Origin of the sequence: Chromobacterium piscinae (genome assembly GCF_021129175.1) — a bacterium.
GTDB lineage: Bacteria > Pseudomonadota > Gammaproteobacteria > Burkholderiales > Chromobacteriaceae > Chromobacterium > Chromobacterium piscinae.
In genome coordinates, this window is the sequence record NZ_JAJOHV010000050.1 from 1 (window position 1) to 24,833 (window position 24,833).

The 24,833-nt window shown below is 65.8% G+C and carries 21 protein-coding genes; 16 read left to right on the top strand and 5 right to left on the bottom strand.

Annotation, left to right across the window (positions count from 1 at the left end; genetic code table 11):
• The 4 genes from LQR33_RS13290 to LQR33_RS13305 form a co-directional block, all read left to right on the top strand.
• The coding region (locus LQR33_RS13290; protein ID WP_231469298.1) for an amidase at nt 1-995 on the top strand (995 nt) is incomplete at its 5' end.
• A 187-nt stretch (nt 996-1,182) separates the two neighbouring features.
• Nucleotides 1,183-3,255, top strand: a complete 2,073-nt coding sequence (locus tag LQR33_RS13295) for a prolyl oligopeptidase family serine peptidase (RefSeq protein ID WP_231469300.1) — start codon at nt 1,183-1,185, stop codon at nt 3,253-3,255.
• 260 nt (nt 3,256-3,515) lie between these two features.
• Nucleotides 3,516-8,069 (top strand): PAS domain S-box protein, encoded by a 4,554-nt coding sequence (locus tag LQR33_RS13300; protein WP_231469302.1) that lies wholly within the window; start codon nt 3,516-3,518, stop codon nt 8,067-8,069.
• Nucleotides 8,066-9,001 carry a diguanylate cyclase domain-containing protein gene (locus tag LQR33_RS13305; RefSeq protein WP_221666511.1) on the top strand — a complete coding sequence of 312 codons (936 nt, stop codon included), beginning with the start codon at nt 8,066-8,068 and terminating at the stop codon, nt 8,999-9,001. The genes LQR33_RS13300 and LQR33_RS13305 overlap by 4 nt, the downstream gene beginning before the upstream one ends.
• 230 nt (nt 9,002-9,231) lie before the next feature.
• Here the strand turns inward: LQR33_RS13305 and LQR33_RS13310 are convergent, their stop codons facing one another.
• Together LQR33_RS13310 and LQR33_RS13315 are read right to left on the bottom strand one after the other, a co-directional pair.
• Nucleotides 9,232-10,398, bottom strand: a complete 1,167-nt coding sequence (locus LQR33_RS13310) for a SpoIIE family protein phosphatase (protein ID WP_166437893.1) — start codon at nt 10,396-10,398, stop codon at nt 9,232-9,234.
• A gap of 232 nt (nt 10,399-10,630) precedes the next feature.
• Nucleotides 10,631-11,725, bottom strand: coding sequence for a M35 family metalloendopeptidase (locus tag LQR33_RS13315; RefSeq protein ID WP_166437892.1), 1,095 nt, complete (start codon nt 11,723-11,725; stop codon nt 10,631-10,633).
• A 269-nt stretch (nt 11,726-11,994) separates the two neighbouring features.
• Between LQR33_RS13315 and queC the strand changes: the two genes are divergently transcribed.
• From queC to LQR33_RS13370, 10 genes are all read left to right on the top strand, one after another.
• Nucleotides 11,995-12,699, top strand: a complete 705-nt coding sequence (gene queC / locus LQR33_RS13320; protein ID WP_221668354.1) for a 7-cyano-7-deazaguanine synthase QueC — start codon at nt 11,995-11,997, stop codon at nt 12,697-12,699.
• Nucleotide 12,700: 1 nt separating this feature from the next.
• Nucleotides 12,701-13,720 (top strand): 6-pyruvoyl trahydropterin synthase family protein, encoded by a 1,020-nt coding sequence (locus LQR33_RS24475; RefSeq protein WP_166437890.1) that lies wholly within the window; start codon nt 12,701-12,703, stop codon nt 13,718-13,720.
• Between the two features lie 28 nt (nt 13,721-13,748).
• Entirely contained in the window at nt 13,749-14,384 is a 636-nt protein-coding gene (gene queE, locus LQR33_RS13335) for a 7-carboxy-7-deazaguanine synthase (protein ID WP_166437889.1), read from the top strand.
• 395 nt (nt 14,385-14,779) lie between these two features.
• Nucleotides 14,780-15,031, top strand: coding sequence for a BufA1 family periplasmic bufferin-type metallophore (locus tag LQR33_RS13340; RefSeq protein ID WP_166437888.1), 252 nt, complete (start codon nt 14,780-14,782; stop codon nt 15,029-15,031).
• 92 nt (nt 15,032-15,123) lie between these two features.
• On the top strand, nt 15,124-15,375 hold the full coding sequence (locus tag LQR33_RS13345; RefSeq protein ID WP_166437887.1) for a BufA1 family periplasmic bufferin-type metallophore: 252 nt from the start codon (nt 15,124-15,126) through the stop codon (nt 15,373-15,375).
• Nucleotides 15,376-15,433: 58 nt separating this feature from the next.
• Nucleotides 15,434-16,264 carry an MNIO family bufferin maturase gene (gene bufB, locus LQR33_RS13350; RefSeq protein WP_231469304.1) on the top strand — a complete coding sequence of 277 codons (831 nt, stop codon included), beginning with the start codon at nt 15,434-15,436 and terminating at the stop codon, nt 16,262-16,264.
• Nucleotides 16,251-17,015: an HvfC/BufC N-terminal domain-containing protein gene (locus LQR33_RS13355; RefSeq protein WP_231469306.1), complete on the top strand. Its 765-nt coding sequence runs from the start codon at nt 16,251-16,253 to the stop codon at nt 17,013-17,015. The genes bufB and LQR33_RS13355 overlap by 14 nt, the downstream gene beginning before the upstream one ends.
• Nucleotides 17,012-17,485: a DoxX family protein gene (locus tag LQR33_RS13360; RefSeq protein ID WP_231469308.1), complete on the top strand. Its 474-nt coding sequence runs from the start codon at nt 17,012-17,014 to the stop codon at nt 17,483-17,485. Before LQR33_RS13355 ends, LQR33_RS13360 begins: the two co-directional genes overlap by 4 nt.
• Nucleotides 17,486-17,563: 78 nt before the next feature.
• On the top strand, nt 17,564-18,412 hold the full coding sequence (gene serB, locus LQR33_RS13365; protein ID WP_231469310.1) for a phosphoserine phosphatase SerB: 849 nt from the start codon (nt 17,564-17,566) through the stop codon (nt 18,410-18,412).
• A 6-nt stretch (nt 18,413-18,418) separates the two neighbouring features.
• Nucleotides 18,419-18,946: a hypothetical protein gene (locus tag LQR33_RS13370; RefSeq protein ID WP_021477897.1), complete on the top strand. Its 528-nt coding sequence runs from the start codon at nt 18,419-18,421 to the stop codon at nt 18,944-18,946.
• Between the two features lie 15 nt (nt 18,947-18,961).
• On the opposite strand, the gene moaA is transcribed toward LQR33_RS13370, so the two are convergent.
• Nucleotides 18,962-19,936 (bottom strand): GTP 3',8-cyclase MoaA, encoded by a 975-nt coding sequence (gene moaA / locus LQR33_RS13375; RefSeq protein WP_166437882.1) that lies wholly within the window; start codon nt 19,934-19,936, stop codon nt 18,962-18,964.
• Between the two features lie 464 nt (nt 19,937-20,400).
• Here moaA and LQR33_RS13380 point away from each other — a divergent pair, with 464 nt between their 5' ends.
• The gene (locus LQR33_RS13380; protein ID WP_166437881.1) at nt 20,401-22,311 is read left to right on the top strand and encodes a S53 family peptidase; all 1,911 of its coding nucleotides are present in this window, start codon (nt 20,401-20,403) and stop codon (nt 22,309-22,311) included.
• 69 nt (nt 22,312-22,380) lie between these two features.
• On the opposite strand, the gene LQR33_RS13385 is transcribed toward LQR33_RS13380, so the two are convergent.
• Nucleotides 22,381-23,121, bottom strand: a complete 741-nt coding sequence (locus LQR33_RS13385) for an acetoacetate decarboxylase (RefSeq protein ID WP_221666519.1) — start codon at nt 23,119-23,121, stop codon at nt 22,381-22,383.
• A gap of 221 nt (nt 23,122-23,342) precedes the next feature.
• Here LQR33_RS13385 and LQR33_RS13390 point away from each other — a divergent pair, with 221 nt between their 5' ends.
• Nucleotides 23,343-23,645, top strand: a complete 303-nt coding sequence (locus LQR33_RS13390; protein ID WP_205692322.1) for a hypothetical protein — start codon at nt 23,343-23,345, stop codon at nt 23,643-23,645.
• A gap of 3 nt (nt 23,646-23,648) precedes the next feature.
• On the opposite strand, the gene LQR33_RS13395 is transcribed toward LQR33_RS13390, so the two are convergent.
• On the bottom strand, nt 23,649-24,701 hold the full coding sequence (locus tag LQR33_RS13395) for an oxidoreductase (RefSeq protein ID WP_231469312.1): 1,053 nt from the start codon (nt 24,699-24,701) through the stop codon (nt 23,649-23,651).
• Between the last annotated feature and the right edge of the window lie 132 nt (nt 24,702-24,833).

A 24,833-nucleotide genomic window follows, 5' to 3' on the forward strand; every position in this document is an offset into this window, starting at 1 on the left:
GCGCCGCGGCGGCGGTGGCCGCCGGCATCGTGCCGATGGCGCATGCGACCAACGCCGCCGGCTCCATCCGCATCCCATCCGCAGCCTCCGGCGCATTCGGACTGAAGCCGACGCGCGGCCGCGTATCCAACGGCCCGATTCTCGACGAGGCCATCCACGGCCTGGCCGCGCAGCTGGGCATCAGCCGTTCGGTGCGAGACAGCGCCGCGCTGCTCGACGCCGCGCGCGGAGCGGATGCCGGCCAGCCCTTCTCCATCGCCGAGCCCGCCGGCAGCTATCTCGCGCAAGTCGGCGCCGAACCCGGCCGGTTGAGGATAGGCGTGATGGCGCAAGCATGGGGCGGCCAACGCACTTCACCATCCATTCTCGAACATCTCGCCGAAGCCGCGCGGCTATGCGAGTCGCTCGGCCACGCCGTGGAGGAAGCGTCGCTTCCCCTTGGATGCAGCTGGGACGCCTTCGTCCATGCCAGCTCGGTGCTGTGGGCCGCAAACATCGCCGCCTGGGTCGACGACATGGCGGCAGCCACCGGGCGCAAGATCGATCTGTCCACGCTGGAGCCGCAGACGCTCGCCGCCTACCGGACCGGACATGGGATACGCGGCATCGAGATCGTGCGGGCGCTGGATCTGCGCAACGCCGTCACCCGCAGCGTCGCCGCCTTCTTCACGCGCTACGATCTGCTGCTGACGCCTACCCTGCCCGACCTGGCGCCGCCCATCGGCAGCTATGCGGCCGGCGCGGAAACGATGGACGGCCACCAGTGGACCGAGCGCGTGATGGGCGGCTCGCCGTTCACCCCGGTCTTCAACGCCGCCGGCGCGCCGGCCATGTCGGTGCCGCTGTTCCAGGATACGGCGTCCGGCTTGCCGGTCGGCATGCAATTCGTCGCGCCGGCCGGACGGGAGGACGCGCTGTTCCGGATGGCCGGCCAGTTGGAGCGCGGCCTGCCATGGGCAGGCCGCAGGCCGACGATATGGGCGGGAGAAGCCTGAAGCCCGCGGCAGCCAGACCCAGACGCCTCAATCAGAAAGGGAAACCGGCGGCCCGCGCCGATGACAAAAGGATTTGAAACGCGATACAGTCTGGAACTGGCCGCCGCCCGACCGGCGCGCCGCGACAACAGGGCGCCCTGCACGCCGACCGCGCCGGCGGCAAGGGCACCGCATTTAGGAGAACATCATGAAGACCAGACTGCTCGCGTCCGCGGCTCTGCTGCTGGCGGCGCAGGGCCATGCCGCCGCGCAGGACCCCTACCTGTGGCTGGAAAACATCCAGGGCAAGGATGCGCTGCAATGGGTGCATCGGCAGAACGCGCTCACCGTCAAAGAAACCGAAGGCTGGAAAAACTTCCCGCAGTTGAAGCGGGATATTCTGGCAGTCCTCGACTCCAGCGCGCGCATTCCCGCCATCGAAAAGATAGGCGACCGCTACTACAACTTCTGGCGCGACGCCCAGCATCCGCGAGGCCTGTGGCGCAGCGCCACGCTGGACGAATACCGCAAGGCCGATCCGGCCTGGGAGACGGTGCTGGACCTGGACAAGCTGGCGAAAGACGAAAAAGAAAACTGGGTATGGCAAGGCGCCGACTGCGTCAAGCCCAAGCAGGACCGCTGCCTGATCCGGCTGAGCCGCGGCGGCGGCGACGCCGCGGTGGTGCGCGAATTCGACCTGCCGGCCAAGCGCTTCCTCGCCGACGGCTTCGTGGTGCCGGAAGCCAAGAGCGAGGTCAACTGGGCTGACCGCGACACGCTGTACGTCGCCACCGATTTCGGCAAAGGCTCGCTGACCAACTCCGGCTATCCCCGCATCGTCAAGGAATGGAAGCGCGGCCAGCCGCTGGCCGCCGCCGCGACGCTGTTCGAGGGCAAGCAGACCGACATCTCGGTCAACGCCGACGGCATCGACACCGCCGGCCATCATTATGACGTGATCAGCCAGGGCACCAGCTTCTTCTCCAGCGACACCTACCTGAAACAGGACGGCAAGTGGCTGAAGCTGGACAAGCCCGGCCACGTCGAAGCATCCTTCCATGGCCCCTGGCTGCTGCTGCGGCCGCGCCAGGACTGGAAGGTCGGCGGCCATGACTGGAAGGCCGGCAGCCTGCTGGCCATCAAGGCAAGCGACTACCTGCAGGGCAAGCGCGACGTCGCCGCCCTGTTCCAGCCCAGCGCCACCACCTCGCTGGGCGGCAGCGCCGGCACCCGCGACGCGCTGATCCTGACCGTGCTCGACAACGTCAAGAGCCGGCTGGTGGAATGGAAAGTGGTGGACGGCCAATGGCAATCGCGTCCGGTGGCCGCGCCCGGCTACGGCAGCATCAGCGTCAACGCGGTGGATAGCGACGACTCCAACGACTACTTCTTCACTTTCACCGACTTCCTGACGCCGACCTCGCTGTCGCTGGCCCATGCCGGCAGCGACGCGCGCGAGCCGCTGAAACAGCAACCGGCCTTCTTCGACGCCAAGCCCTACCGCATCCAGCAGTTCTTCGCCCGCTCCGACGACGGCACCCGCGTGCCCTACTTCGTGGTGGCGCGCAAGAATCTGAAGCTGAACGGCAAGAACCCGACGCTGCTGTACGGCTACGGCGGCTTCGAAGTGTCGCTGACGCCCTATTACAGCGGCACCCTGGGCAAGGCCTGGCTGGAAAGAGGCGGCGTCTACGTGCTGGGCAATATCCGCGGCGGCGGCGAATACGGCCCGGCCTGGCACGAGGCGGCTTTGAAGCACAAGCGCCAGAAAGCCTACGACGACTTCTCGTCCATCGCCAAGGATCTGGCCCGGCGCGGCATCGCCGACGCCCGCCATCTCGGCATCAAGGGCGGCAGCAACGGCGGCCTGCTGATGGGCGTGATGCTGACCAAGTACCCTCAGCTGTTCCACGCCGTGGTCTGCCAGGTGCCGCTGCTGGACATGCGGCGCTTCAACAAGCTCTTGGCCGGCGCCAGCTGGATGGACGAATACGGCAACCCGGACCAGCCGGCCGACTGGGCCTATATCCAGCGCTACTCGCCGTACCAGAACATCCGCGCCGGCGCCAAGTATCCGGCCACGCTGTTCGCCACCTCCACGCTGGACGACCGCGTCCATCCCGGCCACGCCCGCAAGATGTACGCGGCGATGAAGGCGATGGGCGCCGATGTCCGCTATTACGAGCGCACAGAAGGCGGCCACGGCGCCGCCGCCAGCCACGACGAGGAAGCCCGCATCGCGGCGATGGAATACGCCTTCCTGTGGAAGGAGCTGCGCTAATCCACGACGGCCCCGCTGCGGGGCTCTTTTCCCCCGACAGGGGACGCTTCAACGCCCGGCCGCGCCAGCGCGCTCCGGGCGTTTCATCGAATGTCTTCCGCCGCCGGCGAGACGCTCCCCTTTTGCCCGCTCCGCCCGCCCCCCGCTGCAATCGGCCGGCCTCGCGCCTTCGCATGAAATGCAATTCAAATGCGCGCTGGCTCTACCTATAATCGGAAACAGTATCGCCGATCCGCCCTCCTTACACGCAGGAGCTGCCCGTGCCTCGGATTCCGCGTCTGTCCGGCTGGCTGAAACAGGAATTGCGGCTGATCGTCGCCTTCCTGTGCATGGTGGCGGCCGTCGCCGCGGTGGTTGCGTTCCAGGCCGGGCTGCACCAACGCCAGCAGCTGCTGAGCGCTTATCAAATTCGCCTGGGCTACGTCACCCATACCCGCAACGACATCCTGCGGCAGCAGTTCGACCAGCTGCGCCGCGACGCGCTGTTCCTCAGCCTCACGCCGCCGGTGTCCGGCATCGTCCGCGCGGCATCCAAGCAGGGCCAGGACAGCCGGGAGAATACCGGCGATGAGACCTGGAAGCGGCAACTGGGCACGATCTTCGCTTCCTTCCTCGACGCCAACCCCGACCTGACCGCCATTCGCTTCATCGGTGTGGCGGACAACGGCCGGGAACTGGTGCGGGCCGAGCGCGGACCCGGCGGCCAGGTGAAAATCTCATCCGCCCAAACGCTGCGCACGCATGGCGGCAGCGATTACATGCAAGCCACAGCCAAGCTGGCTCAGGGACAAGTCTATTTTTCCGACATCACGGCGGGCCGGCGCCATTCTCAGCATCTGCATCCCGATGCCGCGCTGCTCCCGACGCTGCGCGTGGCCACCCCGATATTCAACGAGCAGGAGCAGATATTTGGCATCGTGATCCTCAATTACGATGCCAGCCGGCTGCTGCAATCGCTCTTGAAAAGCATCCCGATGGAGCTGCGCATCTATCTGACCAACCGCGACGGCGACTACCTGCTGCAGCCCGATCCTCAACATACTTTCGGCTTCGAGCATGGCCATCGCTGGCGCTGGCAGGACGACTTCCGGCCAACGCCAGCCAGGGCCGACCAGCCGGATGGCCTGCAAGCCTATGCCTCGCCCCAGGGCACCGCCTACGCCCGCTGGCTGGACATCCCCTTCGATCCAGCCGCGCCGGAACACTACTGCCGCATTTATGCCGTGCTGCCGGATCAAGCCGTCGCCACGCTGGCCCAAACCGCCCGCCTGTCCGCGCTGGGCAGCGCGCTGGGCGTATTTTTGCTGATCGCCATGGTGCTGGCGGTCTACCGGCGAAAATACCGGCAAGCCAGCGCCCGCCAGGCTGAGCTGGCCGCCATCGTGGAAAGCTCGCACGACGCCATCATCGGCTGCTCCGCCGAAGGCCGCATCGCCAGCTGGAACCTGGGCGCGGAAAAAATGCTGGGCTACCCGGCGCGGGAAACGCTGGGCAAACCGCTGGAAAACTTCATCCACCTGCCCTCGGCGGACAGCGGCGCGCCATCCTTCCTGAGCGTCGAGCAGCGGGAGTTGACGCCGCTGGAGCTGATCTGCTTCCTCCACGACCGGGAGGGCAGGCGGCTGGATGCAGCCGTCACCGTCTCGCCGGTGCTGACCGCCGGCCGGCAGGGCGGCGTCGCCCTGATCATCCGCGACATCACCGAACAGGTGGCGAACGAGCGGCGCATCCTCGAAATGAATGCCGGGCTGGAGAGGCAAGTGGAACAGCGCACCGCGCAGATCCGGGTATTCTCCGCGCTGCAAAACGCCATCCTCGCCAATGCCGGCTACGCCATCATCGCCACCGATCAGGAGGGCGTGATCACCCTATTCAATCCCGCCGCCGAGCGCATGCTCGGCTACGCCGCCGCCGACATGATAGGGCGCGAATCGCTGACCCGCTTCCATGATCCGCGCGAACTGGCCGAACGCGCGCGCGCGATCGGCGAGCGCCTGGGCGAGGACATCAAGCCCGGGATCGACGCCATCATCGCCCCGTCCCGGCTGGGCCCGGATGAAAGCCAATGGACCTACGTGCGCCGCAACGGCGGCACCCTGCCGGTGTTGCTGACCGTATCCGCGCTGGAGAACGATGAAGGCCTGGTCACCGGCTATCTCGTCATCGCAGCGGACATCACCCAGCGCGAACACGACCGCCATCAACTGGAGCTGGCGCGCGACCAGCTGGTCAAGGCGGCGGAAGTCGCCGAGCTGGGAATCTGGAGCTGGACGCTGGACAGCGACATGCTGGAGTGGAACGACCGCATGTTCGAGATTTACGACCTGCCCCGGTCATTCCGCGACTTCGGCCTCTACTACAACCACTGGCGCGGCCGGGTCCATCCCGACGACGTCGAGCAAGCCGAACACCAGCTGCAGCGCGCGCTGGAAGGCTCCGACGTCTACACCGCCGACTTCCGCATCCTGCGGCAGGACGGCGAAACCCGACACTTGCAGGCGGCGGCGCGAATCGAGTACGGCGCAGGCGGCAAGGCCCTCCGAGTAGCCGGCATCAACCGCGACGTCACGCTGGAGCGCGAACGCGAAGCGTGGCTGAGCCAGGCCAAAGCCGCGGCGGACAGCGCCAACCGCTCCAAGTCGGAGTTCCTGGCCAATATGAGCCACGAAATCCGCACCCCGATGAACGCGATCCTGGGCATGCTGCAGCTGATCCAGCAGACCGGCCTGAATCCGCGCCAGGCCGACTACGCCGACAAGGCCGCCTCCTCCGCCCGCACCTTGCTGGGCATACTCAACGACATCCTGGACTTCTCCCGGGTGGAGGTCGGCAAGCTGACGCTGGCCCCCCATCCATTCAGCATCGACAAACTGCTGCGCGACGTCGGCGTGATCATGTCCGCCAATGTCGGCGACAAGGACGTGGAAGTGCTGTTCGACATCGACCCGGAGCTGCCGGACTGGATCTCAGCCGACGCGCTGCGGCTGCAGCAAATCCTGATCAACCTGTCCGGCAACGCGATCAAGTTCACCGAACGCGGCGAAGTGGTGATGGCGGCCCGGCTGCTTGGCCGGGAAGAGAACAAGCTGCGCATCGCCTTCTCGGTGCGCGATACCGGCATCGGCATCGCGCCCGAGCATCTGCAACGCATTTTCGAGGGTTTTTCCCAGGCGGAGGCGTCCACAGCCCGCCGCTACGGCGGCTCCGGCTTGGGCCTGGCCATCAGCCAGCGGCTGGTAACGCTGATGGGTGGCCAGCTGAGCGTGGAAAGCGAAGCGGGCAAAGGCAGCCTGTTCCGCTTCGAGATCGATTGCGAAACGGCCGAGGCGCCGAAACCGGCGGTCGACGTCGTCTCGCTGCGCGACCTCAGTTGCCTGGTGATAGACGACAACGACAACGCCCGCCAAACCCAGAGCGGCCTGCTGCGCGCGTTTGGCTGGACGGTGGATACCGCGGCTAGCGGCGAGGAGGCGCTGGCCCTAATGGAGCAGCCTCGCCCGAAAGACTATGACGTCATCTTGGTGGACTGGCGGATGCCGGGGCTGGACGGATGGGAAACCTGCAGCCGGCTGCGCCAGCTGGAAAGCCGCGCGCGCGCCTCGGTGATCGTGCTGGTCACCGCTTATGGCCGCGAGCTGCTGGAGCAGCGGCGGAGCCAGTCTCCGGACATGTTCGACAGCCTGCTGGTCAAACCCATCACCGCCTCCATGCTGTTCGACGCCGTCGCCGACGCCCGCGCGGGCAACGGCCGCCGCGAAAGCCTTCCGCCTCCGGACGCGCCCCGGCAAATGCGGCTGAGCGGGTTGCGGCTGCTGCTGGTAGAGGACAACCTGACCAACCAGCAAGTCGCCCGCGAGCTGCTAGGCAGCGAAGGCGCCGAAATCGATGTGGCCGACTGCGGCATGGCGGCGCTGAACGCGGTGCGCAACGCCCCCGCGCCTTACAATCTGGTATTGATGGACATCCAGATGCCGGACATGGACGGCTATGCTGTCACCCGGCTCCTGCGACAGGACTTCCCCCCCGAGGCGCTGCCCATCATCGCCATGACCGCCAACGTGATGCCGGCGGATCGCGAAGCCGCGCTGGCATCCGGCATGAACGACCATGTCGGCAAACCCTTCGACCTGGCCCAGTTGGTCGGCGTCATCCTGCACCACGCCCGTGGCCAAGCCGCTCCGGAAAACCACCCGCCGGCCGCGGCCATCGCCGGCCGGTTGCTGAATAGCGAAGCCGCCATCGTTCGCTTTGGCGGCAACCTGGAAATCTACCGCCACACCCTGCTCAGTTTCTGCGAGGAAAGCCGCGCGCTGCGGGATGGATTGCAGCAAGCGCGCCGCCTCCGGCAGCGCGAGCAAGGCATGCAGTTTCTGCATACACTGAAAGGACTGGCGGCCACCATCGGCGCGGAAACCCTGGCGGCGACAGCCGCCCAGGAGGAAAGAACGCTGCGGGACGCCGAACAGGACTGGCCCGCCGACTACGTCGACCTCGAACGGGAAGCCGCTCAAGCCGAACAGGCCGCAAGACAATTGGCGGCGGAGCTGGAGAATTCGTCGCGCCTCAACGCGCCGCAGCACGGGGCCAACCAGGACCCCGGCATCGAACTGGCCGAGGGCCTCGACAGACTAACCCAGCTGCTGCGCGAAGCCAATGTCGAGGCGATACAGCTGTTCGCCTCGCTCCGGCAACGCCATGGCCGCGCCCGGCCCGGGGAGTTCGACCGGCTCAACGAGGCGATCATGCAGATGAACTTCACGGCTGCCGTCCGCCTGTGCGAGGACATGCGGCAGCAGAAAGCGCCACAGCCATGAACCAAGACACCCCAGGCCTTGCCCGGCCTGCCGCCGGCCGGCGCGGCCGGATACTGGTCGTCGACGACCAGCCGGCCAATATCGTGGTCGCGCATCAGATACTGCGCGAACGGCACGACGTCTTCATGGCCACCAACGGCGAGCAGGCGCTGGAATTCTGCCGGGCCACGCCGCCGGACATGCTGCTGCTGGACGTGGAAATGCCCGGTCTCAACGGCATGGACGTTTGCCGGCGCCTGAAGCAGGACCCGATGACTCAGGACATCCCGGTGATTTTCGTCACCGGGCTGCAAAACCCACAGGAGGAAGTGGCCTGCTGGGAAGCCGGCGCCGCCGATTTCGTCAGCAAACCCGTCACCCCCATCACCCTGCTCAACCGCGTCAACGCCCACCTGACGCTGAAATTCCAGGCCGATCAGCTGCGCGTCCTGGCCTATCACGACGGCTTGACCGGGATCGCCAACCGCAGAAATTTTGACGAGCGCCTCGACAAAGCCTGGCGCCACTGCCAGCGCGCGCGCAGCACGCTGGCGCTGATCCTATCCGACGTCGATCTGTTCAAGAAATACAACGACAGTTGCGGCCACCATGCCGGCGACGAATGCCTGCGCCAGGTGGCGTCGGCGATCCAGGATCAAATGCGCCGCCCCTACGATCTGGCCGCGCGCTACGGCGGAGAGGAATTTGTCTGCCTGCTGCCGGAAACCACGCTGGCCGGCGCGGTGACGGTGGCCATCAAGATAGACGCCGCGGTACGGGCCCTGCACATCCAGCACCCGGCCTCGAGCGTCGACGTCTGCGTCACGCTGAGCCAGGGGGTGGCCGTGATCGAACCGGATGCAGGGGAAGACGGCGAACGCCTGCTCCGCCTGGCTGACGACCAGCTGTACCTGGCCAAGCGGACCGGCCGCGGGCGCGTCTGCGCGGTTTAGCGCCCCCAGCCCCGCGCTTTACGATTCGCGGCTTGCGCCGTCCGCGCCGACGCGTCCAAATCCAGACATTGGGCAAGGCTTGATCGGCGACGATTGGACTTAAAGCCACGAACAAAACTTCGTGGCATGCCTGAGGCAAGGCGCGTCGGCGCAGACAGCGCGAGCAGTACGGCGAGTCGACGCAACGCGGCGTCGGGAGTTTGGTTAGCGGCTCGTAGCCGCCGAGCGCGTCAACGGGAAGACGGCCCGCCATCCGGATGGCGGATCACCAGCAAAGAGACGTCGTCGCTGGCCGCGCCGCCCTGCCTGTGCGCCTTGACGGCCTCCAGCACGGTTTCCCCTATCCGGTCCGGCCAACCACGGCGGACCGCCGCCTCGACGCCGGGCAAGCCGAACATGGCGCCCTGGCTGTCTTTGGCCTCGGTGATGCCGTCCGAACTGACCACCAGCGTCTGGGACGGCTGCCAGGCCAGCGTCTGCATGCCGTCATCAAAGGCGTCGGCCGGCAGCACGCCAAGCGGAGGGTGATCGGACTTGCAGCGCGCCTCGACTTCTCCTCGCGCATTGAACAGCAGCACGCAGGGCACGCCGCCGTTCCAGACGCGCGCCTGCCGGCTCGCGGAATCGATCGCGATCAGCGCGGCCGCCACAAAGCGGCCGCTCGGCAGCAATTTGTGCAGCTTCTGGTTGATGCCCCGGACGATGGCCGGCATCTCGCACCCGGCCTCCGTCATCTCATGGAAGCAATCGATCGCCGGCAACGCGCTGATGGCGGCCGTCAGGCCATGTCCGGTGCAGTCGGCCAGCATGATGTGTTCGCCGCCGCCCGGCGGCTGGCAAATGATGATCAGGTCGCCGTTGAAGCCTGCGGCGGGGCTCAGGTACTGCCAGACATGGTCCGGCCGGGAAGTGCGCAGGCGGATCAGCCGCTCCATCAGCTCCAGCGCCAGCTGCTGCTCGAACTCGTTTTCCTGGTAATACTTCTCCAGCCGGATCGCATCCTGGTTGATCTGGTTCTGCATCTCGGCGATGCGCAGGAAGACATGGATCTTGGCGGTCAACAGATCGAAACTGACGGGCTTGGCCAGATAATCGTCGCCACCGGCCTTCAGGCCGGAGACCACGCTTTCCAGTTCGTTCAGGCTGGTCAGAAATATGATGGGCACCCAGTGCTCGCCGAACAGCTTGCGCAGCTCGGTCGTGGCCTGCAAGCCGTCCATCTCCGGCATGACGACATCCATCAGCACCAGATCCGGCACCTGGTTCCGGCAGTACTCCACCGCCTCCACTCCGTTCTTCGCCGACACGCAGAGATAGCCGAGCTTCTGGATGAACTGTTCGATGAAGTAGCGGTTGGTGGCGCTATCCTCTACCAGCAAGATGGTCGTCGACGGCATCGCATCCCCAGGGCATTGCAGGTGGTCATGCACACGGCAGCCCGGCCTTTGGCCGGCCATGACGAAGGCGGCTCCAACGCCCCGTTTACCGGGCCATTCCATAATAAGCCCCGTTACGACTGTATTCCACCCCATTAGCCGGATATGCGAATCATGACGAAAAGATGCGAGACGGACATGAAAAACCCGCCGGCCGAAGCGGGCGGGTCCGGGTTTGCCCTGCCGATCCGGCTCAAGGCTGGCTAGGTGTGTTTTCCGCGAAATATTCGTGGTTGTCCGCGTTGTTCAGCGCCTGGGTCGGATTGGTCTTCGCCAGATTCTTGGCGCCGGCCTGGCCGTAGACGTGATCGTCGGTGCCAGCCACCACGGTGAAGTGGGACAGCTCATGCACCAGCGTGCCGCCTTTGGAGTCGGTGCCCTTGGTCGGCGCGGTCCAGAAGGCGCCGCACAAATAGATGGTGTAGGGCTGCGACGGGTAGACGTAGGCATAGGTGCCGCCATCGGTGCAGCTGCAATCCAGCTTGATCGGTTTGGTGTCCAGCGCGTCCTTGATGTTCACGTAATGCGACTTGGCGGTGCTCCAGTTGGCCTGGCTGTACTTGCCGAACCAAGTGGTGTAGCGCTGGGTGCCGGACGGCGTGCCCTTCAGATAGGCATTGGTCTCGTCGGCCATCGCGCTGGCGGCGGTGACGCCATCGCGTGACTGGTTCTGCTGGGTCACCGAGCAGTTGCCGGCGTAGGTCACGCCGCTGACCGCGGTGCGGGCCAGCGCCTGCCACTCCAGCTTGGCAGCCTGCGAACGCTGCAGCAACGGGCTGGCCTTGCCGCCGCTATAGCCGCTGACCGCATTGGAAACGATCGCCTCGTCCTGCGGCTGCGCCGAGCCCGACAACTTGGCGCTGACGCCGGCCGGCAGGCTGCGGTTCAATACCTTGCCGCTGTTGCTCTCGAAGCGCACATTCAGCTGGCCGCCCTTGGACAGGTCGTAATAATCCGATACCCGCACCTTGGCGCTCAGGGTCGCGCCCGGAGCCAGAGAAACCGTGTCCCGCAGCGACGGCACCACGCGCTTGTAGCGTGGGCCCAGGTATTCAGCCTGCTTGCCGTTCACGTTCACCGCCAGAAACTGTTCCTGCAGCTCCTTGCCCGGCAGGTACCAGCGGTAAACGTGCAAGGTCTCCTTGCCGGTGTTGCGGTAGGTGACGGTGACGTCCACGTCCTGGGCGGCGCTGACTGCCGGCTGATCCAGGCTGACTTGCAGGTCGCCGGCGAATGCGGATGAGGCGAGCAGCAGGGCCGCTGCCGCGATAGGTAATCTCTTGTCCATTGTTTTCCCTTTATTGTCAGGATGCTTTGTACATCACGAAAAGTTATAAAGTGCACAATCATCATGCACAGATCATTAATTGCATGAACATGTCATGACCGCAATCAAAAAAAATCCCCTCGTTGCACATATCCCACATGTCATATTTCAGCCACAGACCATCCACCTCCCCCGCCAGGTCTATAGTGGGTTAATATCAGCGGTTTGCGCGGCGGGTGAGACCGATCCCGGCGCGCCGTCACAAACCCTCGACTGTTTTTCGACGGAATATGAACCAAGCATTTGATGAAAAAGCCCTGGTGGTGCTCTCGGGCGGCCAGGACTCGACCACTTGTCTCTACTGGGCGCTGCGCCGCTTCGGCGCCGGCAACGTGGAGGCCGTCACCTTCGATTACGGCCAACGCCACCGCGTGGAGCTGGATTGCGCGCGCAAGATCGCCGCGCTCGCCGGCGTGCGCCAGACCGTGCTGCCCATCGACACCTTCGCCGCCATCGGCGGCAACGCGCTGACCGATGCCGACATCGCCCCGGAAGAAGGCGTCCGCGACGACGACGCGCTGCCCAATACCTTCGTCCCCGGACGCAATCTGGTCTTCCTCACCTTCGCCGCCGCCTTCGCCTACACCCGAGGCGCGCGCCATCTGGTGACCGGCGTCGCCCAGACCGACTACTCCGGCTATCCCGATTGCCGCGAGAACACGCTGAAGGCGCTGGAAGTGGCGTTGCGGCTGGGCATGGACAGCCGCGTGGAACTGCACACGCCGCTGATGTACCTGTCCAAGGCCGAAACTGTGACCCTGGCGCAACAGGTGGGCGCGCTGGAAGCCCTGGCCTGGAGTCACACCTGTTACAACGGCGAGGTGCCTCCCTGCGGCCATTGCGCGTCGTGCGAACTGCGCGCCCGCGGTTTCGCCGAGGCCGGCATGCCGGATCCGCTGGTGGAACGCTGCCAGGCCGAAGCGCAAGGACACTGAAATGCACGCCAGTTACCTGATAGCCGGCGCCGGCTTCGAAGCGGCGCGGCGGCTGCCGGCCGACCACGGCCAAGCCGCTCGGCCGCATGGCCACAGCTTCCGCCTGAGCGTGCGCAGCGATGCCCAGAACACCAGCCAGGACGCGCTGCAGGCAGCCGTCCGGGCCGCCGTGGCGCCGCTGGACTACACGGATCTGAACGCCGCGCTCGCCGCCAGCGACGATCTCTCGCTGGCGCGCCACATCGCCGACGCCCTGCCCCACCCCGCCGCCATCCAGCTGCGGGGCGCGCCGAACCGCGGCGTGATGCTGGACGACGCGCGCGCGCTCAGCTGGATCAACTCATCCTTCGAGGCCGCCCATTATCTGCCCCACGTGCCGCCGGGCCATAAATGCGGGCGGCTGCATGGCCACGGCTTCGGCGTGCGCATCGTCGCCGACGCCGCCTTGAGCGGCCAGCATGATCTGGCGCGCGCCTGGGCGACGCTTCACGGCCGGCTCAACCACCGCTACCTGAACGATATTCCCGGACTGGACAACCCCACCAGCGAGGTGCTGGCCCAATGGCTGCACCAGCAACTGCGCGACGCCGTGCCCGGCCTCGCCTGGGTGGAGGTGCGCGAGACGCACAGCGCCGGCAGCCAGTTCGACGGCAAGACCTTCCGCATCTGGAAGGAGCAGCGCTTCGAAAGCGCGATGCCCTTCGACGCCGCGGGGAACTACACCGGCCACAGCTATCTGGTCCGGCTGATGCTGTCCGGCGGCATAGACCGCGCCATGGGCTGGTTGCTGGACTTTGGCGACGTCAAAGACCGCTTCAAGCCCATCTACCGCCAGCTCGACCACAACCCGCTGGACAAGCTGGCCGGCCTGCGCCGCGCCGACAACGCCGCGGTGGCGGAGTGGATCCACGCCCAGTTGGCGCCGCTGGTGCCGGAACTGTCCCGGATAGACCTGATGGAAAGCGACGACGCCGGCGTGTCGCTGCATTTCCGCCAGGACATGCGCTGGCCCTTGCTGTGACCGCCGCCATCGATTGCGAGAGAATGTCGTGACTACCTATACCGTCAAGGAAATCTTCTACACGCTGCAGGGCGAAGGCCGCCAGGCCGGCCGCGCGGCGGTATTCTGCCGCTTCGCCGGCTGCAACCTGTGGTCCGGCCGCGAGGAAGACCGCGCCAAGGCTGTCTGCCAGTTCTGCGACACCGACTTCGTCGGCGCCGGCCCGGATGGCGGCAAGTTCGACGGCGCGGCGGCGCTGGCCGCCCGCATCGCCGCCGAGTGGCCGAAAGACGCCGGCGGCGCGCCCTACGTGGTCTGCACCGGCGGCGAGCCGCTGCTGCAACTGGACGCGGAGCTGGTGGACGCGCTGCATGCCGAAGGCTTCGAGATCGCCGTGGAAACCAATGGCACCGTCGCCGCGCCGGCCGGACTGGACTGGATCTGCGTCAGTCCCAAGGCGGGTTCCGAGCTGAAGCAACGCGCAGGCGACGAACTGAAGCTGGTCTATCCTCAAGCGGCCCAGATGCCGGAAACCGTCGCCCATCTGGACTTCGGCACCTTCTACCTGCAGCCGATGGACGGCCCGGACCTGGCCGCCAACACCCGCGCCGCCATCGCCTACTGCATGGCGCATCCGCAATGGCGGCTGTCGGTGCAGACCCACAAGGTGGTGAATATCCGCTGAGCGCAACCCCTCCCTGTTTCGCATGCCATTGATCAACGGCATGCGCCCGATGCCCGGCATGTCCGGGCAGCTTCGTTTCCGCCCCTCCCGCTCTCCTCCTCTCAAACGCTTCCCGTCGGAAACATGCGCCTGTCGCGGTTCCGCTCATCGGCCATTCCGCGCCGCCGTTCTATGCCATCCGGAAAACCCGCACTATAACGACGAAAACATCCGTGCTGGGTGGAGGACGACGGCCCTCCGGCGCGGCGATCCTGCTCCGCGAAAATTTTTTGAACATTCGCGTAAGAAACGAAAAGGCATCGCGACTCAATGGTTGTGCGGCGATGCCCATACGCAACCAGGACTCAGGCAATCCGTCGCCATCGACAACAATCGCACTACCCAGGAGAGAAACCATGAACAGCAACAAGACTCTGATCGCCTCCGCGCTCGGCGCGGTCATCGCCCTCGGCGTGCTGGCCAGCGCGCCCGCCTCCGCCGCCGACAAGGACCAGTGCTACGGCATCGCCAAAGCCGGCCAGAACGACTGCAAGACCGATGCCCACGCCTGCGCCGGCCACTCAAAGGTGGACAACGACCCGGCCGACTTCAAGCTGGTGCCCGCCGGCACTTGCCAGAAGATGGGCGGTCAAACCAAGCCAATGTGATTCATCCGGCTGGCAATTCCAGCCGCTTTGATTACCATACCCCGGCCGGACGGCAAGAGCCGTCCGGCGTATACCCAAGCAAGGAGTCACACATGAAGCAGAACAAAGCACTGATCGCATCCGCCCTGGGCGCCGTCATCGCCATGGGCGCGCTGAGCGCCGCCCCGGCCGCCGCCGCGGACAAGGAGAAATGCTACGGCATCGCCCAGGCAGGCAAGAACGACTGCGCGTCCGGCACCCATTCCTGCGCCGGCCAGGCCAAGGTGGACAAGGACCCGGCCGACTGGAAATACGTGGCCAAGGGCAGCTGCGAGAAAATGGGCGGCAAGCCCGGCTCGAAGTAATCCCCATCCCACTGCGGCCCGCTCGCTAGCGGGCCGCACTTCCCACCGGAACACCAGCATGTCCCTCACCACTCTTCCCGGCGTTTGCGGCATCGGCCTGCGCGCGCCCCACTACCGCGAAGCCCTGGATCGCCAACCCGAGCTGGGCTGGGTGGAAGTGCACAGCGAGAATTTCTTCGACGGCGGCACCCCGCTGGCCATGCTGCGCCGCGTGGCCGAATGCTGGCCGCTGTCGCTTCACGGCGTCGGCCTGGGCCTGGGCTCGGCCGCTCGACCCGACCGCGGCCATCTGGCGTCGCTTAAGCGGCTGGTGGACGAGACCTGTCCCGCTTCAGTGTCCGAGCATCTGTCGTTCAACCACTCGCCGCATCGCTACGTCAACGACCTGCTGCCCATACCGTATACCCGCGCGGCGCTGGACGCGGTGGCCGGCCACGTGTCCGAGACCCAGGACGCGCTTGGCCGCGCCATCCTGCTGGAAAACCTGTCCAGCTACGTCGAGTTCCCCGGCAATGAGATGAACGAGGGCGAATTCCTGGCGGAGCTGACGCGCATCACCGGCTGCGGCATCCTGCTGGACGTCAACAATCTGTACGTCAACCGCGTCAACCTGGGCACCGACACCGAGGCCGTGCTGGCCGCGCTGCCCCTGGGCGCGATCGGCGAGATCCACCTGGCCGGCTACAGCGAGCGCGAAGGCATGCTGGTGGACACCCACAGCCAGGCAGTACACGACGAGGTATGGCAGTTCTACCGCGAAGTGATCCGCCGCATCGGCCCGCGTCCGACGCTGATCGAGTGGGATCTCGACATCCCGCCGCTGGCCGCGCTGCAAGCCGAAGCCGCCAAGGCGCAGGCGATACTGGAGGGCCGCGATGGACTGGCATGACTGGCAACACGCGCTGCTGGAAGCGATAGCCGATCCGGCGCAGGCGTCCGCCGCCGAACTGGATTTGAATCCAGCCGGGCTGGCGGTCTACCGCAACAACTACCGCATCGGCCTGATCGACGCGCTGGCCCACAGCCACCCGGTCTGCCGCGAGCTGGTGGGCGAGGACTTCTTCACCGCGCTTGCGCGCGAATACGTGAAGAGCCACACGTCGGACAGCGGCAATCTGCACCGTTACGGCGCTGGCTTCGCCGACTTCATCGCCGGCTTCGAGCACTGCCGCGACCTGCCCTACCTCGCCGATGTCGCGCGGCTGGAGTGGGCGGTCCACCGCAGCTATTACGCTGAGGACGCCCAGCCGCTGGACACCTCCGCGCTGGCGGCCGTCGCGCCGCAGCAATGGGAGGCGCTGGTCTTCGCGCCGCTGCCCGACGTCGCGCTGTGCCCGGCCGGCAGCCCGGCGCTCAGCATCTGGCGCGCCCACCGCGAGCAGGGTCCGCTGGATGGCTTGCTGGCGTTGCCGCCGGAAAACGCGCTGGTTTACCGCGACCTCGGCGAAGTGAAAACCCTGGCGCTGAACGACGCCCGTCACGCCTTCTACGCCGCGCTGTTCAGCGGGGAGCCGCTGGCCGCAGCCATCGAAGCGGCCCAGGCGTTCGACGCCGATTTTGACCTGCAGCCGGCGCTGCTCGGCCTGTTCCAGCCGCCATTGCTGGCCTCCATCCATATCCGACAAGGTGAAACCGAATGAATACCCTCGCCAAACCGGCTGTCTCCGCCTACCAGCTGCTGATCCGCAGCGCCGACCGACTGCAGCCGGTGATCCTGCTGCTGCTCAGGCTGTGGCTGCTGGATGTCTTCTTCCGCTCCGGCCTGACCAAGATAGACGACTGGGACATCACGCTAGCGCTGTTCAGCGACGAATACCACGTCCCGCTGCTGCCGCCCGCCGTCGCCGCGGTGATGGCAACCTGCGGCGAGCTGGGCTTGTCCGCGCTGCTGGCGCTGGGCCTGGGCGGACGCTTCGCCGCCGCCGGCCTGTTCATCCTCAACGCTGTGGCGGTGATCAGCTACCCCGGCTTGAACGACGTCACCCGCCAGTTCCACTACTTCTGGGGCGCCCAGCTGCTGGTGCTGCTGTCCTTCGGCCCCGGCCTGCTGTCGCTGGACGCGCTGCTCAAGCGCTGGTGCGCGGGCCGCTGCCCCGCCAGCCTCAGTTGAGCGGGAACCGCGCGCGAGGCGGCGGCAAGCGCAAGACGTGGCATAATGAAAGCAATCGTCTTGACGCCCGATCGCACAATGAGCACTCAGAAAACCCTGGTCGTACTCGCCCCGCAGCCTGACCCGCGGCATCTCTCCGACATCGCCCGCCTGGCCGAAGCGCCGCATCTGGACCATCCCCACATCGACGTGGTGCGGATGCGCGGCGCCAATCCGGACCAAAGCCCCTCGGTTCTGGAACGCTGCCGCGCCCACGGCTACGACGCCGCCTATATCGACAACGGCCAGGCCTTCGCCGATTTCCGCCTGCTGGTTTCCGACATGGACTCCACGCTGATCAACATCGAGTGCATAGACGAGATCGCCGACATCAAGGGCATCAAGCCCCAGGTGGCGGAGATCACCGAGCGCGCGATGCGCGGCGAACTGGACTTCTCGGCCGCCTTGCGGGAACGGGTGGCGCTGCTGGAAGGCTTGCCGGAAGCGGCATTGCGCCAGGTGTATGAGGAGAGGCTGCGGTTGAACCCGGGCGCCGAACAGCTGCTGGCCGCCTGCCGGCGCCTCGGCATCAAGACGCTGCTGGTTTCGGGCGGCTTCACCTATTTCACCGACCGGCTCAAGGCCGACTACGGCCTGGACCACGCCTACGCCAACCAGCTGGAAATCGTCGACGGCAAACTCACCGGCCGGGTGCAGGGCGACATCGTCGACGCCGAGGCGAAAAAACGGCTGCTGATCGCCACCCGCGACGCGATGGGCCTGCGGCCCGAACAGGTGATCGCGGTCGGCGACGGCGCCAACGACCTGCCCATGCTGCGCGAGGCCGGAACCGGCGTCGCCTACCATGCCAAGCCCCGCGTCAGCGCCGAAGCCGACATCGCCATCGAGCATGGCGGCCTGGACGCCATCCTGCGGCTCTTTCACTGAGCGACGATGATGGCCGACAAGCAAACGACCCAACTTCTGGAGCTGGACACCGTCAGCTTCGACGCCGATCTGCCCTTTCTGGCTCAGCCGCTGGAGGGAGACTACCCGCCCCGGCTGCAGCGGGAAACCCGGCTGGCGCTGCGGGTGCTGGCCGCGCCCGGCGAAACGCCGGACGACACCAATCCGGTGCTGATGCGGCTGGAAGCCAAGCTGGACCTGGCGCTGGAAGTTTCATTGCTGGAACGCCATCCGGACCGGCCGTCCTGCACGCCATGCCGCCTGGGGCTGAACGCGGTGGCCTGGCTGGACACTCAGCCGTGGACGCCGGGGCAGCCGCTGCTGCTGTCGCTGTATCCCAACCCGGACTCGGCGCTCAGCCTGTGCCTGCACGGCCGGGTGCTGGAATCCCGTCCGCACGGCGGCAAGCTTCGCCTGCTGAGCGCGGACATCCACGGCAGCTTCGATCTGGACACGCATTTGATGTGGGAAAAATGGGTGTTCCGGCGCCACCGCCGGGCGATACTGGAGCGTTGAAGCCCGCCGCAGTGCTCAGCCGCCGGTCATCGACATGAAGCGGACCAGCTTCTGCGGCCGCTCGCGGAACTCATGCCGCTCCGGCTTCAACTCTATCGCCTCGCGCAGCGCCGCCTCCAGGCCGGCGTCGTCGATGCCGGCGCGCAGCAGCGGGCGCAACTCCATTTTTTCCTCCTGCCCCAGGCACATGTACAGCGTGCCGTCGACCGACAGCCGCACCCGGTTGCAGGTGGCGCAGAAATGCTGCGAGATCGGGGTGATCATCCCTAGCGAGAAGCTGCCGTCGCGGCTGCTCCAGTAACGGGCGGGCCCTCCGCCCAGGCTCTTGGCCTGCTCCACCAGATCGAACTGCTGGCACAGGCGGCGCATCACCGGCTGCAGGTCCAGATAGTGCGCGGAACGGCCGGTGTCGCCCATCGGCATCGCCTCGATCAGGCGCAGGATGAAACCGTGCTCGATGCAGAAAGCGGTCATCGCCTCGATGTCCTGCTCGTTGACGCCCTGCATCGCCACCATATTGATCTTGATCGGCGCGAAACCCGCCTCCTTAGCCGCCATCAGGCCTTCCAGCACTTTGGGCAGGCTGTCGCTGCCGGTGATCTCCGCCACGCAGTCGCGCCGCAGCGAATCCAGGCTCAGGTTGATGCGCCGCACGCCCGCGGCATGGAGCGCCGCCGCGTGGCGGCTCAATTGGGTGCCGTTGGTGGTCAGAGACAAGTCTTCCAGTCCGGGCAAGGCCGACAGCCGCGCGGCCAGTTGCGGCAGATTGCGGCGCAGCAGCGGCTCGCCGCCGGTCAGCCGTACCCGACGGGTGCCCAGCCGGGCGAATACCGCCACCACCCGCTCGATCTCATCGAAGGTCAGCCAGTTGTCCGGCTCCTCGAAATGCTTGAAGCCCTTGGGCAGGCAATAATTGCAGCGCAGGTCGCAGCGGTCGGTGACGGACAGCCGCAGGTACTCGATGGCCCGGCCAAAACGATCAATCAGCATGCATCCTCCGCAGCGCTTCCCTTGTGTCTCATTTAGTCGGCACTACACGGACAATCTGACATCGTCTCGCCACCGCCGCCAGCCGCGGAGCAGGACCGTCCGCGACTATTCTTCCATTGTACTTCACCATGCGCGGACAAGCTGATCGATAGCCATCAAAATCAAAGCGCGCATCACAGGCTCCAGCAAGCATGGGCCCTGTCGTCCCGCCGCCTGCGGCTGTGCCTCCCCACCGCGGCCAATTCAGTTGCAAATGCTAGCTATTGCTGGTCTCTCCCACCCGGCCTCTCCATGACAAATCGGTGTAATGGCCACACAGAGCGTTACAAAAACGCTCAACTCGTCACAGAAACCGCTCCCTATACTGGCCTTTCCAATTATTCCGATTGGATATCCGGAATCCGCATCCGGACCGGAGCCGCCCACAGAAACGCGGCCCGGCATCTACACAAGGAGCAAACAACATGATGTTCAAAATGAAAATGCTGGCAGCTGCCCTGGCCGCCGTCGCCGCTTCCGGCGCGATGGCCGCCGCCCCGCAGGATTTGGGCAAGGTGGAGCAGGCCGCTCCGGCGCAAAAACTGACCGTGACCATCGCGCTGAGCCTGCGCGACCGTGATGCCGCCGCCCGCTATCTGCAGGAAGTGCACACGCCCTCCAGCCCCAATTACCACCAGTTCCTGACCCCGTCCGAATTCCGCGCCCGCTACGCGCCGTCCGAAGCCAGCGTGGCCAAAGTCAGCGCCCGTCTGCAAGCCGCCGGCTTGAGCGTGAAGCGCGTCGGCAGCACCCTGCTGCAAGTCAGCGGCCCCGCCGCCACCGTGCAAAAGGCCTTCGGCGCCGAGGTGCACGTATTCCAGAACAAGGCCGTCGTCCAGGGCGCAGCCGCCCGCTATACCGCCCCGGTGCGCGCCTCGACGCCCGGCGTAGACCTGAGCGACGTGCAGGCCGTGATCGGCCTGGACAGCCGCCCGCACTTCCGCCCGCACCTGCGCCAGCTGCCCAACCACCTGCAGGCGTCGATGGACAAGAGCGCTAGCGCGGTGACCACCGGCAATGCACCAGGCAAATGGACCGTCACCGACCTGGCGCGCCACTACAACATCACGCCGCTCTACAACAAGGGCATCCACGGCAAGGGCGCCACCATCGGCATCGTCACCCTGGCCAGCTTCACCCCGTCCGATGCCTTCCAGTACTGGAGCTCGATCGGCCTGAACACCGATCCTAACCGCCTCACCGTGGTCGACATCGACGGCGGCCCCGGCGCGCCGAGCGACGATGGCGGCTCCAGCGAAACCACGCTGGACGTCGAACAATCCGGCGGCATCGCCCCGGACGCCAAGATCATCGTCTACCAGGCGCCCAACACCACCCAGGGTTTCGTCGACGCCTTCGCCAAGGCCATCGAGTCCAATGCCGCCGACACGCTGTCGGTCAGCTGGGGCGAGTGGGAATGGTTCGACCAGCAGGCCCAAGCGGTCAATCCGGTGGGCGGCAAGAGCGCCAACGTGCTGCAGACTTACCATGACCTGTTCCTACAGGCCGCGCTGCAAGGCCAGACCATGTTCGCCGCCTCCGGCGACTCCGGCGCCTACGACGTGAACCGCGCCGCGCCGCTGCCGCAGTACAACAAGGTGCTGTCGGTGGATAGCCCGGCCAACCAGCAGTTCATCACCGCAGCCGGCGCCACCACCGTGCCGACCACGCTGACCTTCCATCCCAACGGCAAGGAAATGAAGGTCAAGATTCCGACCGAGCGCGCCTGGGGCTGGGACTACCTGGGCGGCCTGTGCAAGGCGCTGGGCAAAGACCCGGTGGCTTGCGGCATCTTCCCGGTCGGCGACGGCGGCGGCGTCAGCAGCTTCATCGCCCGCCCGTTCTACCAGAACTGGCTGCCCGGCATGCAGAACAGCCCGGCCGGCCAGCAACTGGTGGACAGCAGCCAGAATCCGCCCCAGGTCATCGCCACTCTGCCCGCCAACTTCAAGGGCCGCAACGTGCCGGACATCTCAATGAACGGCGACCCGGAAACCGGCTACGTGGTCTACTACACATCCAGCAAGACCGGCTTCTCGATCCAGACCAACAACGGCGGCACCAGCTTCGTCGCGCCGCAGCTGGCCGGCATCACCGCGCTGCTGAACCAGTCGCTGGGCGGACGCATCGGCCTGCTGAACTTCTCGTTGTACGGCCTGGTTGCCACCGGCCACGCCTATCACGGCTCCGGCCGCCATGGCGCGCCGCTGCGCGACATCACCGCCGGCAACAACTGGGGCTACAACGCCCATCGCGGCTACGACCAGGCCACCGGCGTCGGTGCGCCGGACGTCGCCAACCTGGACGCGGCGCTGCAGCGCTACTTCTGGTTCTGAAGCGCTGCGCGTGGATGAAAAACGGCCCCCTTCGGGGCCGTTTTTTTGATTACAGAAGACAGAATTCCGTCATTGCTGCAGATAATCGAATACCACCGTCCCCAGATCCAGCGTCAAATCGCAAATGAAATGCCGCGCCGACAAGACCTCCAGCACCGGCAGCGCCGAAACCGGCGCCAGCGCGTGCGGGTGCAGCTCCAACGAGCCTGGCGAACTCCACGCGCCCTTGATCGCGACATTGGTGGTGTGATACCGCACCAGCTCGCAGATCCGCGGCGTGCCGTCCACGTGCGGAATGATCTTCAACAGGAAATTGGGCTCGGCCAGGCCGGCCTGCAGCGAGGACGGATCCAGCGTCTCGTGCTTGTAGCCCATGGTGCCGGTGGCGACGCGGACCGGACCGAAATCCAGACTGCCCACCAAGGTATCCTGATGTACCTCCAGCCGGGGCTTGCCGGCTTTCTTTGGAAACCCCCACAGCTCGCGTCCTCCCGCCAGCGGCGGCTGGTCGTCCAGAAACATCGCCAGGGTATAGCTGCCGCGCTCGCCGCGGAACGTCACCGGGATCACCTGCCCGCTTTCCGAATAGTCGCCGAAGCCGGTCGAGTCCGGCATGCGGATGAATTCATAACGGACCACCGGCTCCGCCATCTGCAGCGGCTCCGGCAGAATCGCCTCGATCGCCGCCGGGTCGGTGCGATAGGTGATGATCATGTACTCGCGATTGACGAAACGATAGGGTCCAGGCGGGAAAGCGGGGCTGGTCAAAGGCATGGCGAACGCGCGCTGCCTGACTTCCTGCTGCTTCATGGCAAACTCCCCTCAAATAAGGATTGCATGCAAACCATCCGCAATATGTCGCAAATATCGCACTGCAACATAAGCCACTGCCAGTAAGGCCAGTCAATGCCGCCACGCGATGGAAAGCCGTTCCGGGCAAGACGAGATTGACGCGTCGCCGCCTCTGCCACCATCATTGCATACGCGTTTTCACATCTTGACATCGCCTCACCCCAGGCAAGGACCTGTTTATGAATGCAGCCAAGAAAATCCGCCGCTTCATCGAGGAAGGACACGACCCGCAGCAAATGCAGGTATTGAAAGAGCTGGCGGCGGCGCTGGAGATGGGCCGTTCCTATGACCTCAGCCAGCTATACGACATCGACATGCGCTATTTCGATGTCGCGATTGACCTGCTCAAAGATTGGCGTTTCGACCACCACATCAGCTCGCGTAGCAAATTACTGGAGCAGCTGCTGACTGAAATCGCGCCGGAACAGAAGGCCGCCGACCAGGCCGAAGAAGCCGCCGGCGGCAAGAAAAAGAAGGGTTGAAACTCAGGCAGCCGGCTCTCGCAGATTGTCCGGCACCGGCTGCCAGCATTGCAGCATCGCGCTGCGCTTGCCCAACTCCAGCAAAGCCATCACGCGCCAAGCCTCCTCCGCCGGCACCGGGTTCGCCTCGCCGTGCAGGATGGCGTCGCGCACCCCCGCGTAGTAGCGGAGATAATCGCCTGCCGGCCCGCAAAACACAGCCTCCTCCTCCCCGCTTACCAGCCGGCCTGGGTTCGTGTCCACGCCCCAGCCCTCCCCGCCCGGGCGTGCGCCGGCCTTCAGCGCATCTTCCTGTGGATCCAGCCCGTATTTGCTGAAACTGCCCAATGTGCCGTGGAGTATGAAGCGCGGCCCCGCATCGGCGACCAGCGCGCTGCCATGCAGAATCACCCGCTTGTCCGGGTAGCGCAGCATCGCATGGAACCAGTCATCGCTGGCGGCTCCGTCGCGCAGCGCAGCCATTTCCAGACTCAATGCCTGCGGCAAGCCGAACAATTGCAAGGCCTGGTCCAGCAAATGCGGCCCCAGATCGAACCACAGCCCGGCCCCAGGCCCGGACGACTCTCGCCAGCGCTGGCGCACCTGCGGACGGTAGCGATCGAAATGCGACTCGAAATGGACAACCCTCCCCAAAGCGCCCTCATCCAATAGCTGGCGCACCGCCAGGAAATCCGCATCCCAGCGGCGATTATGAAACACCGACAACAACCGGCCAGCCCGCTCAGCCTCTTCCATCAGCAATCTGGCCTGCGCGGCATCCAGGGTGAAGGGCTTGTCGACCACCACGTGCTTGCCAGCTTGCAAGGCGGCCAAGGCCAATGGGAAATGGCTGTCGTTCGGCGTGGCGATCACCACCAGATCAATGTCGTCCTCAGCGAGCAAGGCCTCGGCGTCCGGCAATACCCGCGTCTGCGGCCAAGCCTGCAAAACATGCTCCGGCCTGCTGGACGCCACCGCGATCAACTCCACGCCCTCAGTTTCAGCCAATAAAGGGGTATGGAAGGTCGCGCCGGCATAGCCGTAGCCCAACAACCCCGCTCTCAGTCGTCTTGTCATCTTGAATCCTCCGCAGCCCACATGATACGTCGCAGCTGCCGAATGCCAAACCCCGCCAGCGGCAGGGTCGCACCCAAGAATGGATGAGGATCTGTGTGGAAAGCTTTCTAGAAACGCCGCAGCCCCGCCGGG

Excerpts from the sequence above, each read along its gene's own strand:
- LQR33_RS13295 (WP_231469300.1), top strand. The coding sequence starts at position 1,183 with ATGAAGACCAGACTGCTCGCGTCCGCGGCTCTGCTGCTGGCGGCGCAG.
- LQR33_RS13305 (WP_221666511.1), top strand. The coding sequence starts at position 8,066 with ATGAACCAAGACACCCCAGGCCTTGCCCGGCCTGCCGCCGGCCGGCGC.
- LQR33_RS13310 (WP_166437893.1), bottom strand. The coding sequence starts at position 10,398 with ATGCCGTCGACGACCATCTTGCTGGTAGAGGATAGCGCCACCAACCGC.
- LQR33_RS13315 (WP_166437892.1), bottom strand. The coding sequence starts at position 11,725 with ATGGACAAGAGATTACCTATCGCGGCAGCGGCCCTGCTGCTCGCCTCA.
- queC (WP_221668354.1), top strand. The coding sequence starts at position 11,995 with ATGAACCAAGCATTTGATGAAAAAGCCCTGGTGGTGCTCTCGGGCGGC.
- LQR33_RS24475 (WP_166437890.1), top strand. The coding sequence starts at position 12,701 with ATGCACGCCAGTTACCTGATAGCCGGCGCCGGCTTCGAAGCGGCGCGG.
- LQR33_RS13340 (WP_166437888.1), top strand. The coding sequence starts at position 14,780 with ATGAACAGCAACAAGACTCTGATCGCCTCCGCGCTCGGCGCGGTCATC.
- LQR33_RS13345 (WP_166437887.1), top strand. The coding sequence starts at position 15,124 with ATGAAGCAGAACAAAGCACTGATCGCATCCGCCCTGGGCGCCGTCATC.
- bufB (WP_231469304.1), top strand. The coding sequence starts at position 15,434 with ATGTCCCTCACCACTCTTCCCGGCGTTTGCGGCATCGGCCTGCGCGCG.
- LQR33_RS13355 (WP_231469306.1), top strand. The coding sequence starts at position 16,251 with ATGGACTGGCATGACTGGCAACACGCGCTGCTGGAAGCGATAGCCGAT.
- LQR33_RS13360 (WP_231469308.1), top strand. The coding sequence starts at position 17,012 with ATGAATACCCTCGCCAAACCGGCTGTCTCCGCCTACCAGCTGCTGATC.
- serB (WP_231469310.1), top strand. The coding sequence starts at position 17,564 with ATGAGCACTCAGAAAACCCTGGTCGTACTCGCCCCGCAGCCTGACCCG.
- LQR33_RS13370 (WP_021477897.1), top strand. The coding sequence starts at position 18,419 with ATGATGGCCGACAAGCAAACGACCCAACTTCTGGAGCTGGACACCGTC.
- moaA (WP_166437882.1), bottom strand. The coding sequence starts at position 19,936 with ATGCTGATTGATCGTTTTGGCCGGGCCATCGAGTACCTGCGGCTGTCC.
- LQR33_RS13380 (WP_166437881.1), top strand. The coding sequence starts at position 20,401 with ATGATGTTCAAAATGAAAATGCTGGCAGCTGCCCTGGCCGCCGTCGCC.
- LQR33_RS13385 (WP_221666519.1), bottom strand. The coding sequence starts at position 23,121 with ATGAAGCAGCAGGAAGTCAGGCAGCGCGCGTTCGCCATGCCTTTGACC.
- LQR33_RS13390 (WP_205692322.1), top strand. The coding sequence starts at position 23,343 with ATGAATGCAGCCAAGAAAATCCGCCGCTTCATCGAGGAAGGACACGAC.
- LQR33_RS13395 (WP_231469312.1), bottom strand. The coding sequence starts at position 24,701 with ATGACAAGACGACTGAGAGCGGGGTTGTTGGGCTACGGCTATGCCGGC.